Here is a 13,894-nt window from a genome sequence, read left to right on the forward strand (position 1 = left end):
AAGGAAAATGGTGTCTGACAAGCTATTTGAAAAACGAATCGAGCAGATGTCTTCACTCAAAAGCTGGGGAAAGCTTCCCTCCGGCACCGCCGAGGCGTTGCGTCAGGAGTGCGTTGTAAACTGCGGTTGGGGGCGGCTTATCTTCGGCCAAACCTTTGACTCCAACAAGCGCATTGCCAAGGAGCTTAAGAGGGAGACGACAGGCACGCGAGATGTAGCACTCTATGTGAGGGACCCGCATGTAGTGGTGTCAAAAGAGCCGAGAAAACTCTTTATTGACCCCTCCCTGACCTATCGCCTGAACCTCAACCAGAAGGGGTGGAGGGTGACCATGGCTCCGGGCATCAGTATTGAGCCGGTGCGGGCGGAGGAGGAGTTGCAGGCGATCAACCGCATCTATCGTGCCCGCTCGATGGTGCCCCTGTCGGAGGGCTATTTCGATCAGCTTCGTGAGCTGGATGCGGTGCACCTGCTGGTGGCCCGCGACCAGAACAGTGGCCAAATTGTCGGTTGCGTGACCGGGGTTGACCACTACCGGGCGTTTTCGGATCCCGATAATGGGTGCAGCCTCTGGGCCCTGGCGGTTGACCCCCAAACCCCGCTGCCCGGGGTAGGGGCCTCCCTGGTAGTGGCCCTGGCGGACCGCTTCGCACAGGACGGTCGCGCCCTGATGGATCTCTCGGTGATGCACGATAACAGCGAGGCGATCGAGCTTTACAGCAAACTGGGCTTCTATCAGGTGCCGGTCTACTGCATCAAAAACAAGAACGCCATTAACGAGGTGCTCTATGTGGGCCCCCGTCATCCGCGCCCCCTCAACGTCTACGCACAGATCCTGGTGGATGAGGCCTATCGACGGGGTATTGGGGTCGAAATTATCGATGCCGAGGCGGGTATGTTTGACCTCAGCCTGGGAGGCAGGACCATCAGCTGTCGCGAATCCCTGACCGACCTGACCAGCGCAGTCGCCCTCAGCCGCTGCGACGATAAGCAGTTGACTCACCGTTTGCTCAGTCGTGCCGGAATCTCGGTTCCCCCGCAGAGCGAAATCGACAGTGAGGAGGCGGCCCTAACCTTTTTTGAGCAGCATTCGCGCATGGTGATCAAGCCGGCCCGGGGGGAGCAGGGGAGCGGTGTTTTTGTCGATCTCAGGCAGCCCGACGAGGTGCGCCGAGCCTACAGCGCCGCCGCGGCGCTGGGCGAGCGGGTGCTGGCCGAGGGGTTTGTGGAGGGCAAGGATCTGCGGGTGGTAGTGATTGACAATGAGGTGGTGGCCGCCGCGGTGCGCGAGCCGGCGGTGATTCGCGGCGATGGGCAGCATCGGGTGGAGCAGCTGATCGCCAAGCTGAGCCGGCGGCGGCGAGCGGCGACCCAGGGCGAGAGCTTTATCCCCCTCGATGAGGAGACCCTGCGCTGTATCGAGCAGGCGGGCAAAAGCCTCACCTCAATCCTGCCCAAGGGGGAACTCTTGCAGGTGCGCAAGACCGCCAACCTGCATACCGGGGGGACCCTGCACGATGTTACCGAACAGCTCCACCCTGAGCTGCGCCGGGTGGCGGTAGAAGCGGCCCGCCTGTTACAGATGCCGGTGGTGGGGTTTGACCTGCTGGTGCCCCGTATAGATGGCCCGGATTATGTGTTTATCGAGGCCAATGAGCGCCCCGGACTGGCTAACCATGAGCCCCAGCCCACGGCCCAGAAATTTATCGACCTTTTATTTCCGCAAACCAAAGCCTATCCGGAAAGTTAGGCGAGCGAGGAGAGTTAGATGCGCAACCTACCGATTGATCTTGATTACCTGCAGTCGACCCTGCTTGAGCTGCTGAACACGCCAAGCCCGACCGGGATGACCGACGGGGTGGTGCAGCGGGTCTGTCACCACCTGGATGCCCTGGGGGTCGAGTATGAACTTACCCGGCGCGGTGCGATTCGAGCCAACCTGCCGGGTCAGGTGCACACGCCGGACCGGGCGATTGCCGCCCACCTGGATACCCTGGGTGCGATGGTCAAAGGGCTGAAGGCCAATGGCCGCCTTGAAGTGGCGCCGGTGGGGACATGGCCCGCACGCTCGGCCGAAGGGGCGCGGGTGACCCTATATGGTGACGAGGGAACGCCGCGTTTCCGGGGCACCCTGCTGCCACTCAAGGCTTCGGGCCATGTGTTTGGCCGTGAGGTGGATACCCAGGAATCCGTCTGGCAGAAGCTCGAACTGCGACTCGACGAGGCGGTCCATAACCAACAGGATTTGGAGGCGCTGGGGATCCGTTGCGGCGATATGCTGGCGGTGGATCCCGCCCCGGAGTTTATGGATAACGGCTACTGGGTCTCCCGTTTTCTCGACGATAAGGCAGGGGTGGCGGCGGTGCTGGCCGCCGTCAAGGCGGTGGTGGATCACCGGCTGACGTTACCGATGGATTGCCACCTGCTGTTTACCATCTCCGAGGAGACCGGGGCCGGGGCCTCACACATCCTGCACGGAGATGTGGCCGAGCTGGTGGCGGTGGACAACGGCACCCTCGCTCCGGGACAGAACACCAGCGAGTTTGGAGCCACCATCGCCATGCAGGACTCAACCGGCCCCTTTGACTGGTACCTGACCCGCAGCCTGACGGGCCTGTGTGAACATTACGGTGTGGAGCACAGCCGCGATCTGTTTCGCTATTATCGCAGCGATGCCGCCTCGGCGCTGGAGGCCGGTAACGATATTCGTACGGCGCTGGTCTGTTTTGCCCTCGATGCCTCCCATGGCTACGAGCGCACCCACCGGGACTCCGTGGCGGCGGTCGCGAAACTGCTGATGCTCTATATGCAAAGCGGCCCACTGTTCAAACGCGATCGCCATGCCATCGGTCCCCTGGAGGACTTTGCCGAACCCTCGGGAGATCCCTCCAGGGACCCGCTGGAGGAGTGATTTCCGGCCCGGCGTCCAACCGCGACCGGAAGAGGGTCTAGTAGGAGATCTTCACCTCCTCATCCCGCAGGGTCGGCTGGCAGGCAAGCGGTAGGGCCGGGTCGTCCCAGGCCTTTTTCTCGATCTCGAAGCCATTGTTGGCAGTAAATGTGATGGTTGGCATGGAATGCCTCCTTAGTAGGGTGAATGCGGGGCACCTTCGTGCCCACCCCCTGGGTCGGGCACGGGTTGCGACACCCTAACGTATTGATTTCATAAGCCAGAGAGCGGGAAATAATGCCGTGCAGATAACGATGCGGCGGCCATTGTCGGACCGCTGACCGCCGGGTGGCGGACAGTTGGATGGGTTCTTGCATTACCGGGGAAGGTTTTCTCAAGGAGCACGACCATGACCGACTACGATTTCCTGCGCGATGGCCTCACGGCGGGCCGCCTGGTTCCCCTGCTGGGACCCGGAGCCCTGGCGGGGGCCCGCGACCCCCAAACCGGAGACGCCCTGCCCGCCGACAACCGCAGCCTGATTCTGGCGATGAACCAGGGGCGGGAGATGATGCCCCGCCTGATGGTGGAGTTCTCCCGTGCGGCCCAGCACCTGGAGCAACGGCGGGGGCAGGCGGCGGTGACCCGCTTCCTGACGGGACTCTACAGCCGGCCCTGGACCCGGGCGCCCCTGCACGATGTCCTGGCACAGCTGGCCCCGCCCTGGGTGGTGGACCTCAACCGCGACCACCAGCTGTTGGACAGCTATGGGGGACAGGAGCACCTGCTGGTGAAAGGCTGTGCGCGCACCATGGGCAGTGGCCTGCGCTACCGGCTCTACCGCGGCCATTGCGGGCAGTACGAGGAGATCGACGACAGCAGCGCGATCGACCCCGCCTGGCCGGTGCTCTTCAAGCCCCTCGGCTGCTCACTGCCCGAGCCCTCCTTTATTGCATCCGATGCCGATTACGTGGATTACCTGACCGAGTTGATGGGGGGATTCGCCCTTCCTCCCGCCCTCAAAACCTATCGCCAGCAGAAGCAGTACCTGCTGATGGGGGTTCCCCTGGGGCGGGATACCGAGCGTATGCTGGTGACCGAGATCAGTTACGGCGCCGCACAGCCGAGGGGTTGGGTCTTTCTCGAGCAGCCCAGCCCCAAGGAGCGCCGTTACTGCGCGCGGATGTCGCTGGAGATCATCGAACAGCCCCTCAACAGCTTCACCCGTTTCCTGCAGGCAAACCCGGGTTCGGCCAGGGCCTGCTTGTCGTAAAAACGACAGACCGCCCCCCCGAGCGCCCGCCGCTCTGTCGCAAAGCCGACAAGCGGGCGCTGCCTGTCCCGTCTTCTCGATTAAAAACCCTTCAAAAACAACGTGCTGAGCCAGTCTTGAAGTGCTGGCATAGGCCTTGCTCCTGCCTTTATGACATCAATCCAACCCCGAGAGGGTCGTCATGTTGCACTTTACCGAACACGCCCTGAGCACCATCCGCGCCGCCCTGGCGGCCCGACCCAATCCCGCCGCGGGTCTGCGCGTCGGGGTGGTGGGAAGTCCCTGCTCCGGTCTGCGCTACCTGATCCGGCTCGAGGATCAGCCCGCCCAGGATGATCAGGTGGTGGAGAGTCATGGTCTGTCACTCTTTATTGATAACGAGAGTGTTCCACGTTTGCAGGGAGTGCGGGTGGACTTTGTGGAGCAGGATGGCCGCAAAGGGTTCACCTTCGACAATCCCAACCAGGATCCGGCCTGTGCCGGGTGCAATAAATCATCCGCTGCCTGACGCCAGTGTTCGCAGCCAGCTATTAGCCCAGAGGCCCGCCCAGCGGGATTACAGAAAAGGGGAGAACCTTATGTGGGAATACTCCGAGAAAGTGAAAGAGCTGTTTTTTGAACCCAAAAATGCCAAGGCCGTGGTCGATGCCAACGCGGTGGGTGACGTGGGTTCCATCAGCTGTGGTGATGCGTTGCGCTTGACCCTGCGGGTGAACCCCGAGACCGAGGTGATCGAGGACGCGGGCTTCCAGACTTTTGGTTGTGGTTCCGCCATCGCCTCCTCATCGGCACTGACCGAGCTGATCAAGGGCAAGACCCTGGCCGAGGCTCTTAAGGTAAGTAACCAGGATATCGCCGACTACCTCGATGGCCTGCCGCCGGAGAAGATGCACTGTTCGGTGATGGGACAGGAGGCGCTACAGGCGGCGGTGGCCAACTACCGCGGAGAGCAGTGGCAGGATGACCACGAGGAGGGGGCGCTGGTGTGCAAGTGCTACGCCGTCGACGCGGTGCTGATTGAAAACGTGGTACGCCAGCATGACCTCAAGACCGTCGAGCAGGTCACCCATTACACCAAGGCCGGGGGCAGTTGCGCCGCCTGTCACGAAGGCATCGAGGAGATCATCGGTAAGGTGATGCTGGAAAAGGGGGAGACTCCGGTAATGGATTCGACACCCGCCAAACAAGTGAAGGGCTCACAAACCCTGGTGCAGCGGGTACAACAGATCCTCAAGGTGTTAGAGGAAGTGCGACCGCAGCTGAAATCCGATGGGGGTGATATCGAGCTGGTGGAGGTGAAGGACGAAAAGATCTTTGTGCGCATGCAGGGAGCCTGCGGCGGCTGCCAGATGGCGGGGGCCACCCTGGGCTGGGTCCAGCAGCGGCTGGTGGAGAGGCTGGGCGAGTTTGTGCGCCTGATCCCGGTCAACAACCCTGGCCAGCGTGTCAGTGGGGAGGTGTAGCATGAGTACCCCAGTCAAGCCGGTTTATCTGGACAACAATGCCACCACACGGGTTGATCCTCGGGTGGTGGAGACCATGCTGCCCTTTTTCAGCGAGCAGTTTGGAAACCCCTCCTCCATGCACAGCTTTGCCGACGGGGTCGGGCGAGCGGTACAGCGGGCTCGTGAGCAGGTGCAGTCGCTGCTGGGAGCCGCCTACGACACCGAGATCATCTTCACCTCTTGCGGCACCGAGTCCGACAGCACCGCCATTCTATCGGCCCTGCGGGCCCAACCGGACCGCAACGAGATCATCACCACTGTAGTGGAGCACCCGGCGATCCTGGCGTTGTGCGACCAGCTGGAGAAGGAGGGGTATTGTGTCCATCGCCTGGGCGTTGACCGCCTCGGTCGCCTCGACCTGGCCGAGTACGCCCGCCTGCTCTCGCCAAGGGTGGCGATCGTCTCGGTGATGTGGGCCAACAACGAGACCGGCACCCTGTTCCCGGTGGAACAGATGGCGCGCATGGCACGGGAGGCGGGGGTACTGTTCCATACCGACGCCGTGCAGGCAGTGGGTAAGGTTCCGATCGACCTCAAACAGACGGCGATCGATATGCTGTCGCTGTCGGGCCACAAGCTGCACGCTCCCAAGGGGATCGGGGTGCTCTACCTGCGCCGAGGTACCCGTTTCCGGCCGCTGCTGCGCGGTGGTCACCAGGAGCGGGGTCGTCGTGCCGGCACCGAAAACTGCGCCGCCATTGTGGCGCTGGGGGCGGCGGCGGAGCTGGCCCAGCACTGCATGGAGGAGGAGAACACCCGGGTACGGGCGCTGCGAGATCGCCTGGAAGAGGGGATTCTGGCGGCGATACCCCACGCCTTCGTGACCGGACATCCCGATAACCGCTTGCCCAATACCGCCAACATCGCCTTCGAATATGTGGAGGGGGAGGCGATCCTGATGCTGCTCAACCGCGAGGGGATTGCGGCCTCCAGTGGTTCGGCCTGCACCTCCGGCTCGCTGGAGCCCTCCCACGTGATGCGGGCGATGGATATCCCCTACACCGCAGCCCACGGAAGCATCCGCTTCTCGCTGTCGCGGGAGACCAGCACCGAGGAGATCGAACGTGTGATCGCGGTAACCCCCGGCATTATTGCGCGATTGCGGGAGCTCTCTCCCTACTGGAGCGAAGGGGCCCCGGTGACCGATCCCGGCCAGGCCTTCGCGCCGGTGTACGCCTGACCCATTAGCCGTCCGGTGCAGGAACACCGGCAACAGGAGCTCGACTATGTCTGCTTTTGACAAGATTGTGATCGATGACACCACGCTCAGGGATGGCGAGCAATCGGCCGGAGTGGCCTTCCGGGTAGAGGAAAAGCTGGAGATCGCCTGCCGCCTGGATAGCCTGGGGGTGCAGGAGCTGGAGGTGGGGATTCCCGCCATGGGCGAGGCAGAGCGGGCGGCGATCCGTGCCCTCAGTGCGTTGCGCCTTGACGCCCGCCTGCTGGTCTGGAGCCGCATGCGCGAGGATGACCTGGCGCTCTGCGCCAACCTCGGGGTGGAGATGGTGGACCTGTCGATCCCGGTCTCGAACCAGCAGATGAGCCATAAGCTGGGGCTGAGTGGTGAGCAGGTGCTGGCCAGTATCCGTCACCACGTCGAACGGGCCCGGGGAATGGGGCTGGAGGTGTGCATCGGTGCCGAGGACGCCTCCCGCGCCGACCCCGAGTTCCTGCTGCGGGTGGCCGATACCGCCCAGCGTGCGGGAGCCCTGCGGCTGCGCTTCGCCGATACCCTCGGGGTGATGGAACCCTTCGGGGTGCGCCGCAGCTTCCGGCGCCTGCGCCAGCGCTTCGACCTGCAGCTGGAGATGCACGCCCACGACGACCTGGGACTGGCAACGGCCAACTCACTGGCGGCCGTACAGGGGGGGGCGACCCACCTCAATACCACGGTGAACGGCCTCGGTGAACGGGCCGGCAATGCGCCTCTGGAGGAGGTGGTGATGGGGCTCGAGAAGTTGCACGGCCACCAGTTGGGCATCAATCTCAAGAGTTTTGGCGCGCTCAGTGCGTTGGTCAGTGCCGCCTCGGGGCGTCCCGTTGGCTGGCAAAAAAGCCTGGTGGGGGAGGGGGTCTTCACCCACGAGTCGGGCATCCATGTCGATGGTTTGCTGAAAGATCCCCATAACTATCAGTCCATCGACCCCGCAGAGGTAGGACGCGAGCATCGTCTGGTGCTCGGCAAACACTCCGGTGTCAGCGGCCTGATGCTGGCCTATCGTGAGCTGGGGCTGCCCCTTGAGCGTGAACAGGCAGCGCGCATCTTGCCATGGGTGCGCCGCTTCAGCGAGCGTCGCAAGCGTGCCCCGGGCAGCCATCAGCTGCGCAGTTACTACCGTCAATTGAGTGCCTAGGAGGGTGTCATGAGCCGACCCGAAACGGATCTACCCCGGAGTGGGGATAGTGAACAGGCGTTGCAGGAGACGCTGGCGGAGCTGGGCAGTGCGGAGGCGTTTCTTGACTATTTTGGGGTCGAGTATGAACCCCGCTGCGTACAGGTAAACCGCTTGCACATACTGCAGCGCTACCATGACTACCTGGCCTCCAACCCGCTGGCCGAGGGGGCGAGTGCCGCTGAGCATTACGGGTACTGGCTCAAGCGCGCCTACCTTGATTTTGTCAGCTCCAGCGCACGTGAGCAGAAGGCGCTCAGGGTCTATCGTCGGCATGAGCCCGGCTTTGTCAGCCTGGATCAGTTTGAGGCGGGAGGTGAGAACTGATGCGCGCACAGTACGATTATGGCGACCCGGTGCGGGTGATCCGCACCCTGCGTGACGATGGCACCTATCCCGGTAAACACCGAGGCGAGCGGTTGGTCAAGCGTGGCAGCATCGGCCATGTGGTGGATGTGGGTACCTTTTTGCAGGACCAGCTTATCTACCGCGTTCACTTCCTGGACGACAATATCCAGGTGGGCTGCCGGGAGGAGGAGCTGATCGCCGCCAGCGCCCCCTGGGTCGAAAGCCGTTTTGAATTTCTTCAACCGGTGCAGGCCGTTGTGGACCTCGCCGTCGACGGGGCGGTGGTGGTGGAGCGTGGCGACCATGGCCAGGTGCTCAAGGTGCTGCGTAGCGGTGAGGCGGGTGCCGCCCCCACGGCCTGTTACCAGGTGCGTTTTACGGGGCGTACCCTGCAGGTGCCGGAGCGGGTACTGCAGGAGTGTTCGCAATGAGCGAGGCCGGGGAGCTCAACTACTACCGTTTGCGCTCGGCGCAGCACCATTTTGACTGCACGCCGGAGCAGCTCGATGAACCCCGGCGGCGCTGGCTGGAGGGCGCTGTGAGCCGGCAACGGGCCCTGGAGCAGCGCCTGTTGTCGCGTCCCGAGGCGGCCGCGTTGGTGCTGCCCGCCCCGGCAGTGGAGCAGGCTCTGGCGAACCTTAGGGAGCAGTATGGCGATGAGGAGGAATTTCTCGATGACCTCTGCGCACTGGGCCTGACCCTGGCGGGGCTGCAGACACTGCTGGAGCGGCAGATCCGGGTCGAGCAACTGATCGAGCAGGGCACTCCCGCCATCACACCGGCCACCAATGCCGAAGCCCGCGCGTTGTACCAGCAGTACCCCGAACGTTTTACACGGCCGCCCCGACGGCGAGTGGAGCACCTGTTGATCACTCTCAACGGGGAGTACGAAGAGAACCAGCCCGACCGGGTGCGGGCGCGAATGGAGCAGATTCGCGAGACGGTGCTGGTGGAACCCGGCGCTTTTGTCGAATGCATCAAACGCTATTCGGAATGTCCTTCGGTGCTGCAGGAGGGGGATCTGGGCTGGGTGCCGGCCGGGCACCTCTATCCGCAGATTGACCGGGTGCTGTTCGACGAGGATGGGGGGCTACGGGTGGGGCAGTTGAGCCCGCCGATCGAGACCGAAGTCGGCTTGCACCTGATCCGCTGTAACGGGCTCGACGCCGGTGGACCGGTGCCCTTCGAGACCGTATCCGCGCGTATCTGCCAGCGCCTGGATGAACAGTCGCGGGCGCGGGCCCGCCGTGAGTGGCTGGCCTCGCTGGCCTGAACCGACGGCGAGGCGGGCGCTGGTGACCGATGCCATCCGTTGATAGGCTGTTGGCAGTCGTCAACGGGAGACACTTATGTGGCTGCAGCGCGAAATAACCCTTAAGCCCCGGTCGCGGGGCTTTCACCTGGTCACCGCCGAAGTGGTGGCCCAGATACCTGAGCTGGAGACGCTGGAGGTGGGGCTCATGCACCTGCTGCTTCAGCACACCTCCGCCTCCCTGACCCTTAACGAAAATGCCGACCCCAGCGTACGGATCGATTTCGAGGGGCACTTCAACCGCGTGGTGCCGGAGAATGAGCCCTGGTACCGGCACCGGGATGAGGGGCCGGATGACCTGCCGGCCCACATCAAAAGCAGCCTGCTGGGGGCCACTCTGACTCTGCCGGTGGGCGGGGGGAGGTTGCGGCTGGGGACCTGGCAGGGGATCTATTTGTGCGAGCACCGGGACTACGGCGGATCCCGCCGCCTGGTGGTCACCCTGCAGGGCCAGCCAGCCCCAATTTAGTGCGCTGCCCCGCATCCGGGAGCCGCTTTGGACTCGTTATAATTTTTGATTATTGGGGCACCAATTTTCTCGGTTTTTAATAAGAAAATAATATTAAAAAAGGGATGCTCATAATCTGGACTCCGGCAAAAAAATCGCTATAAATTGTCGTTAGCGATTCTTCCGTCAACGTAGATTTGGGGTGCACCATGGCCCAGGATTTTAGCGAGAGCAGTCATATGGAATCGGATAACACAGACGACCAGGATCTGGATATGGACATGGATATGGACAACGATCTTGACCTGGGCATGGAGGCCCTGGGCCGGAATCAACGCAGTGCCGAAAGTCGAACCCTAGAGTCGCAGCGTAAGCTGCACGAGGTGCTCGACCAACAGATTGCCGAGTTTCTCGCCCGGGGTGGCACCATCACCCAGGTGGAATCAACCCTCTCGGCCGATCGTCCAAAAAAAGCCGGCGGGGACTACGGTAGCCGGCCGATCTAGCCCTCTTCATTCGGTGATACCCGCTGCCGTGACGCCTATGCTGGCGTCACGGCAGTTTTTTTGTGGGAAGGGTCCTGCTCCTCAGCGCTCGCGTTGGGCGAGCCAGTCTTCGACGGCCGCCGGGATCTGCTGCAGGCGGTTGACCTCGATATGGGCCTCCGTTTCAGGCGTGGCGGGGGCCGGCTCGGCATCGGGGTTAAACCAGAGGGTGAACAGGCCCGCCTGGCGCGCGGCCCGTACGTCGTTGTCGAGGTCGTCGCCGATATGCAGGGTACGCTCCGGCAGCGTTCCCAGGCGTTGCAACGCCACCCGGTAAAACTCGGGGTCGGGTTTGGCAAGGTCGATCTGTTCGGCGCGCACGCTGTGGTCGAAGTAGCGGCCCAGGGGCAGGCGATGGATGTCGGCGTTGCCGTTGGTAAGGGCGATCAGGCGGTAGCGGCCGGCCAGCTGCTCAAGCAGCGGTTCGCTCTCCTCGAAGGGGGTGACCCTGTGGCGGGCCTCCAGAAAGAGCGCAAACCCCTCCGCTGCCAGCACGCGGCTCTCCTCCTCGGGGTAGCCGCTGTGGCGCAGGGCGCGGTAAAGAATCAGCTCCCGCAGTTCGCTGATGCGGTGGCGCAGTTGGGGGCGATGAGCCAGGATGTCGTGGCGGAACTGCAGCAGGGTCTCCAGCCGGTAGTGGGGCAGGAGTTCAGGCACCCGCTGCGCGACCCAGTCCGCGAGGGCGCTCTCAGCGGCCTTGATCACCGGTGCGTTGTCCCACAGGGTGTCGTCAAGGTCAAAACTGATCGCTTCGATCATCGTCCTTTACGCCGTTGTGCTCGAGGGTGCGCCTTGTCGTAGGTGTCGGCGAGGTGCTGGAAGTCGAGGTGGGTGTAGATCTGGGTGGTGGAGATGTCGCTGTGCCCCAGCAGCTCCTGCACGGCCCGCAGGTCGCCACTCGACTCCAACAGGTGGCTGGCAAAGGAGTGGCGCAGCTTGTGGGGGTGCAGGTTATCGGGCAGCTGCTGTTTAATACCCCACTGCTTGAGGCGGGTCTGTACTTGGCGCTGGCTGATGCGCTGGCCGCGGCTGGAGACAAAGAGCGCGGGGCAATCGGCACTGGCCAGCTGCGGGCGAACTTTGAGCCAGCGCTCAAGGGCGCTGAGCGCGAGGCGCCCGATGGGCAGTTGACGGCTCTTGTTGCCCTTACCGGTGGCCACCAGTTGCCCCGCCTTGAGGTCGATGGCATCGAGGTCGAGGCCGACCAGCTCGCTGAGGCGCAGCCCCGAGGAGTAGAACAGTTCCATGATGCTGTGGTCACGCACTGCGAGGGGATCGTTGTCGTCGATCGCCAGCAACTGGTGCATCTGGTCCACATCCAGGGTGTGGGGCAGGCGTCGCTCGCTCTTGGGGGCACGGATGCCCGCAGCGGGGTTGGTGGTCAAGCGCTGTTCCCGGTTGAGAAAGCGGAAGTAGCTGCGTACCGCCGACAGCCTGCGCTGCAGGCTTTTCCCGCCAAGCCCCTGCTGGTGGCAGGCGGCGACGAAGCGGCGAATGTGGTGACTGTCGAGCTGCTGCCAGTGGTCAAGGCGCTGGCGGGTGCGGAACTGGTCCAGTGCCTCCAGGTCGCGCCGGTAGTTGCTGAGGGTGTGGGGTGAGAGCTGCCGTTCGGCACGCAGGTAGTGCAGAAAATCTTCGATCCAGGGGTCGAGGTTCCCGTTCATCCCTGGGTGTCTATATGGCCGGGCAGGAGGCGGCTCAGCACATCCCCCACGTAGCTCAGGAAGAGGGTGCCGACGCTGCTGCGGTACTGCTGTTCATCGGGGCTGGCAATCGCCAGCACCCCCAGCACCCGACCGGAAAATTGCAGGGGAACCACCGCTGAAGAGCCGATCTCCTTGCGCTGGCCGGGGAAGAGGAAGTTAAGCTCGCTGTCTCGCAGCAGGCCGCTGACGGCCCGGTTGTTACGCAGCAGTTCCGCCAGCTTCTGGCTGGCATCGGCGACCGAAGTTACGCGGCCATGGGTGTTGAGTGCCTTGTCGCTGAACAGGATCAGCTCGCAATAGGGCACCTGGAAATCGTTGCGCAGGCTCTCCTCGGTGGCGCTGACCACGTCATCGAGATGGCGCGCCTCAAGCAGGGCCAGCACCAGGCGCCGGGTCTTGTCGAACAGGCGATCGTTGTCGCGGGCTACATCGAGCAGGTGATTGAGACGCTGGCGCATCTCCAGGTTGCGTTCACGCAATACATTGACCTGGCGCTCGACCAGGGAGATCGCCTCACCGCGCTGGTGCGGGATCTGCATCTTCAGCAACAGGTCATCCCGCTGGTGAAAGAAATCGGGGTGGGTGCGCAGGTAATCCCCCACCTGGTCTTCGCTGATCTCGATGGCGTTGTCGTATTCGCTCATAGCCTGATCTGTCCCTCGTAGACCCGGGTTGCCGGGCCGGTCATGATCACCGGTTGATTGTCGCCCTTCCATGCCAGTTTCAGGGTGCCACCCGGCAGCTGCATTGTCACCTCCTCGTCGAGCAAACCGCGCAAACGACCGGCCACCAGGGCGGCGCAGGCGCCGGTGCCGCAGGCGAGGGTTTCCCCGACGCCGCGCTCGAACACCCGCAGGCGGGCCTCCCGACGGTTGATGATCTGCAGGAATCCGACATTACAGCGCTGGGGGAAGCGGGGGTGGTGCTCAAGCCTGGGCCCCAGCTCCAGTACCGGCGCGCTGTCCACATCCTCGACCAGAAGAACGGCGTGGGGGTTCCCCATGGAGACGGCGCTGAGGGTCAGGGCCTGCCTCTCCAGATCCAGCTCGTAGGTGGCCTGGCGGGCATCGGCCTGAAAGGGGATGGCGGCGGGTTCCAGCATCGGTACCCCCATATTGACGCGGACCTCCTTGTTGCCCACCAGCTGCAGCTCAATCACGCCACTGCTGGTCTCGACACGGATACGGTCCTTGTGGGTGAGCTTCTTGTCCCGCACAAAACGGGCAAAGCAGCGGGCGCCATTCCCGCACTGCTCTACCTCGCTGCCATCGGCATTGAAAATGCGATAGCGGAAATCAACCTCCGGGTTTTGTGGCGGCTCGACGATCAGCATCTGGTCAAAACCGATGCCAAAGTGGCGGTCGGCCAGCCGGCGCACCTGTTCGGCACTGATGCGGGCGTGCTGGGTCACCAGGTCGATCACGGCAAAGTCATTGCCCAGGCCGTGCATCTTGGTAAATCGCAGTAACATGGG

At 63.2% G+C, this 13,894-nt stretch carries 17 protein-coding genes; 12 read left to right on the forward strand and 5 right to left on the reverse strand.

All coding sequences use genetic code 11. From position 1 onward, the window contains the following. Nucleotides 1–7: 7 nt before the first annotated feature. Nucleotides 8–1,750 carry an N-acetylglutaminylglutamine synthetase gene (gene ngg / locus D0544_RS13885; RefSeq protein WP_125017151.1) on the forward strand — a complete coding sequence of 581 codons (1,743 nt, stop codon included), beginning with the start codon at nt 8–10 and terminating at the stop codon, nt 1,748–1,750. 18 nt (nt 1,751–1,768) lie between these two features. Then, nucleotides 1,769–2,911, forward strand: a complete 1,143-nt coding sequence (locus tag D0544_RS13890; protein WP_125017153.1) for an osmoprotectant NAGGN system M42 family peptidase — start codon at nt 1,769–1,771, stop codon at nt 2,909–2,911. A 37-nt stretch (nt 2,912–2,948) separates the two neighbouring features. Here the strand turns inward: D0544_RS13890 and D0544_RS17435 are convergent, their stop codons facing one another. Continuing rightward, on the reverse strand, nt 2,949–3,074 hold the full coding sequence (locus D0544_RS17435) for a hypothetical protein (RefSeq protein WP_279387276.1): 126 nt from the start codon (nt 3,072–3,074) through the stop codon (nt 2,949–2,951). A 225-nt stretch (nt 3,075–3,299) separates the two neighbouring features. Here D0544_RS17435 and D0544_RS13895 point away from each other — a divergent pair, with 225 nt between their 5' ends. The 10 genes from D0544_RS13895 (at nt 3,300) to D0544_RS13940 (ending at nt 10,675) form a co-directional block, all read left to right on the forward strand. Then, nucleotides 3,300–4,163, forward strand: a complete 864-nt coding sequence (locus D0544_RS13895) for an SIR2 family protein (protein WP_125017155.1) — start codon at nt 3,300–3,302, stop codon at nt 4,161–4,163. 181 nt (nt 4,164–4,344) lie between these two features. Beyond that, nucleotides 4,345–4,671, forward strand: a complete 327-nt coding sequence (locus D0544_RS13900; RefSeq protein WP_125017157.1) for a HesB/IscA family protein — start codon at nt 4,345–4,347, stop codon at nt 4,669–4,671. A gap of 70 nt (nt 4,672–4,741) precedes the next feature. Beyond that, nucleotides 4,742–5,626, forward strand: a complete 885-nt coding sequence (gene nifU / locus D0544_RS13905; protein WP_125017159.1) for a Fe-S cluster assembly protein NifU — start codon at nt 4,742–4,744, stop codon at nt 5,624–5,626. A gap of 1 nt (nt 5,627) precedes the next feature. Then, nucleotides 5,628–6,848: a cysteine desulfurase NifS gene (nifS, locus tag D0544_RS13910; protein WP_125017161.1), complete on the forward strand. Its 1,221-nt coding sequence runs from the start codon at nt 5,628–5,630 to the stop codon at nt 6,846–6,848. 46 nt (nt 6,849–6,894) lie between these two features. Next, the gene (gene nifV / locus D0544_RS13915) at nt 6,895–8,022 is read left to right on the forward strand and encodes a homocitrate synthase (RefSeq protein WP_125017163.1); all 1,128 of its coding nucleotides are present in this window, start codon (nt 6,895–6,897) and stop codon (nt 8,020–8,022) included. Nucleotides 8,023–8,031: 9 nt separating this feature from the next. After that, nucleotides 8,032–8,388 carry a nitrogenase-stabilizing/protective protein NifW gene (gene nifW, locus D0544_RS13920; protein ID WP_125017165.1) on the forward strand — a complete coding sequence of 119 codons (357 nt, stop codon included), beginning with the start codon at nt 8,032–8,034 and terminating at the stop codon, nt 8,386–8,388. Then, entirely contained in the window at nt 8,388–8,840 is a 453-nt protein-coding gene (locus D0544_RS13925) for a nitrogen fixation protein NifZ (RefSeq protein ID WP_125017167.1), read from the forward strand. The genes nifW and D0544_RS13925 overlap by 1 nt, the downstream gene beginning before the upstream one ends. Beyond that, on the forward strand, nt 8,837–9,682 hold the full coding sequence (gene nifM, locus D0544_RS13930) for a nitrogen fixation protein NifM (RefSeq protein ID WP_125017169.1): 846 nt from the start codon (nt 8,837–8,839) through the stop codon (nt 9,680–9,682). The genes D0544_RS13925 and nifM overlap by 4 nt, the downstream gene beginning before the upstream one ends. Before the next feature lie 76 nt (nt 9,683–9,758). Further along, complete coding sequence (locus D0544_RS13935) at nt 9,759–10,190, forward strand: secondary thiamine-phosphate synthase enzyme YjbQ (RefSeq protein ID WP_125017171.1); 432 nt, start codon at nt 9,759–9,761, stop codon at nt 10,188–10,190. A gap of 188 nt (nt 10,191–10,378) precedes the next feature. Next, entirely contained in the window at nt 10,379–10,675 is a 297-nt protein-coding gene (locus tag D0544_RS13940) for a hypothetical protein (RefSeq protein ID WP_125017173.1), read from the forward strand. Between the two features lie 81 nt (nt 10,676–10,756). Here the strand turns inward: D0544_RS13940 and D0544_RS13945 are convergent, their stop codons facing one another. From D0544_RS13945 to dapF, 4 genes are read right to left on the reverse strand one after another with little or no spacing between them, the layout of a single operon-like run. Next, the gene (locus D0544_RS13945) at nt 10,757–11,473 is read right to left on the reverse strand and encodes an HAD family hydrolase (RefSeq protein WP_125017175.1); all 717 of its coding nucleotides are present in this window, start codon (nt 11,471–11,473) and stop codon (nt 10,757–10,759) included. Continuing rightward, on the reverse strand, nt 11,470–12,378 hold the full coding sequence (gene xerC / locus D0544_RS13950) for a tyrosine recombinase XerC (protein WP_125017177.1): 909 nt from the start codon (nt 12,376–12,378) through the stop codon (nt 11,470–11,472). Before xerC ends, D0544_RS13945 begins: the two co-directional genes overlap by 4 nt. Continuing rightward, the gene (locus D0544_RS13955; RefSeq protein WP_125017179.1) at nt 12,375–13,064 is read right to left on the reverse strand and encodes a DUF484 family protein; all 690 of its coding nucleotides are present in this window, start codon (nt 13,062–13,064) and stop codon (nt 12,375–12,377) included. Before D0544_RS13955 ends, xerC begins: the two co-directional genes overlap by 4 nt. Continuing rightward, the gene (dapF, locus tag D0544_RS13960; RefSeq protein ID WP_125017181.1) at nt 13,061–13,891 is read right to left on the reverse strand and encodes a diaminopimelate epimerase; all 831 of its coding nucleotides are present in this window, start codon (nt 13,889–13,891) and stop codon (nt 13,061–13,063) included. Before dapF ends, D0544_RS13955 begins: the two co-directional genes overlap by 4 nt. Between the last annotated feature and the right edge of the window lie 3 nt (nt 13,892–13,894).

Source organism: Aestuariirhabdus litorea (genome assembly GCF_003864255.1).
Classification (GTDB): domain Bacteria; phylum Pseudomonadota; class Gammaproteobacteria; order Pseudomonadales; family Aestuariirhabdaceae; genus Aestuariirhabdus; species Aestuariirhabdus litorea.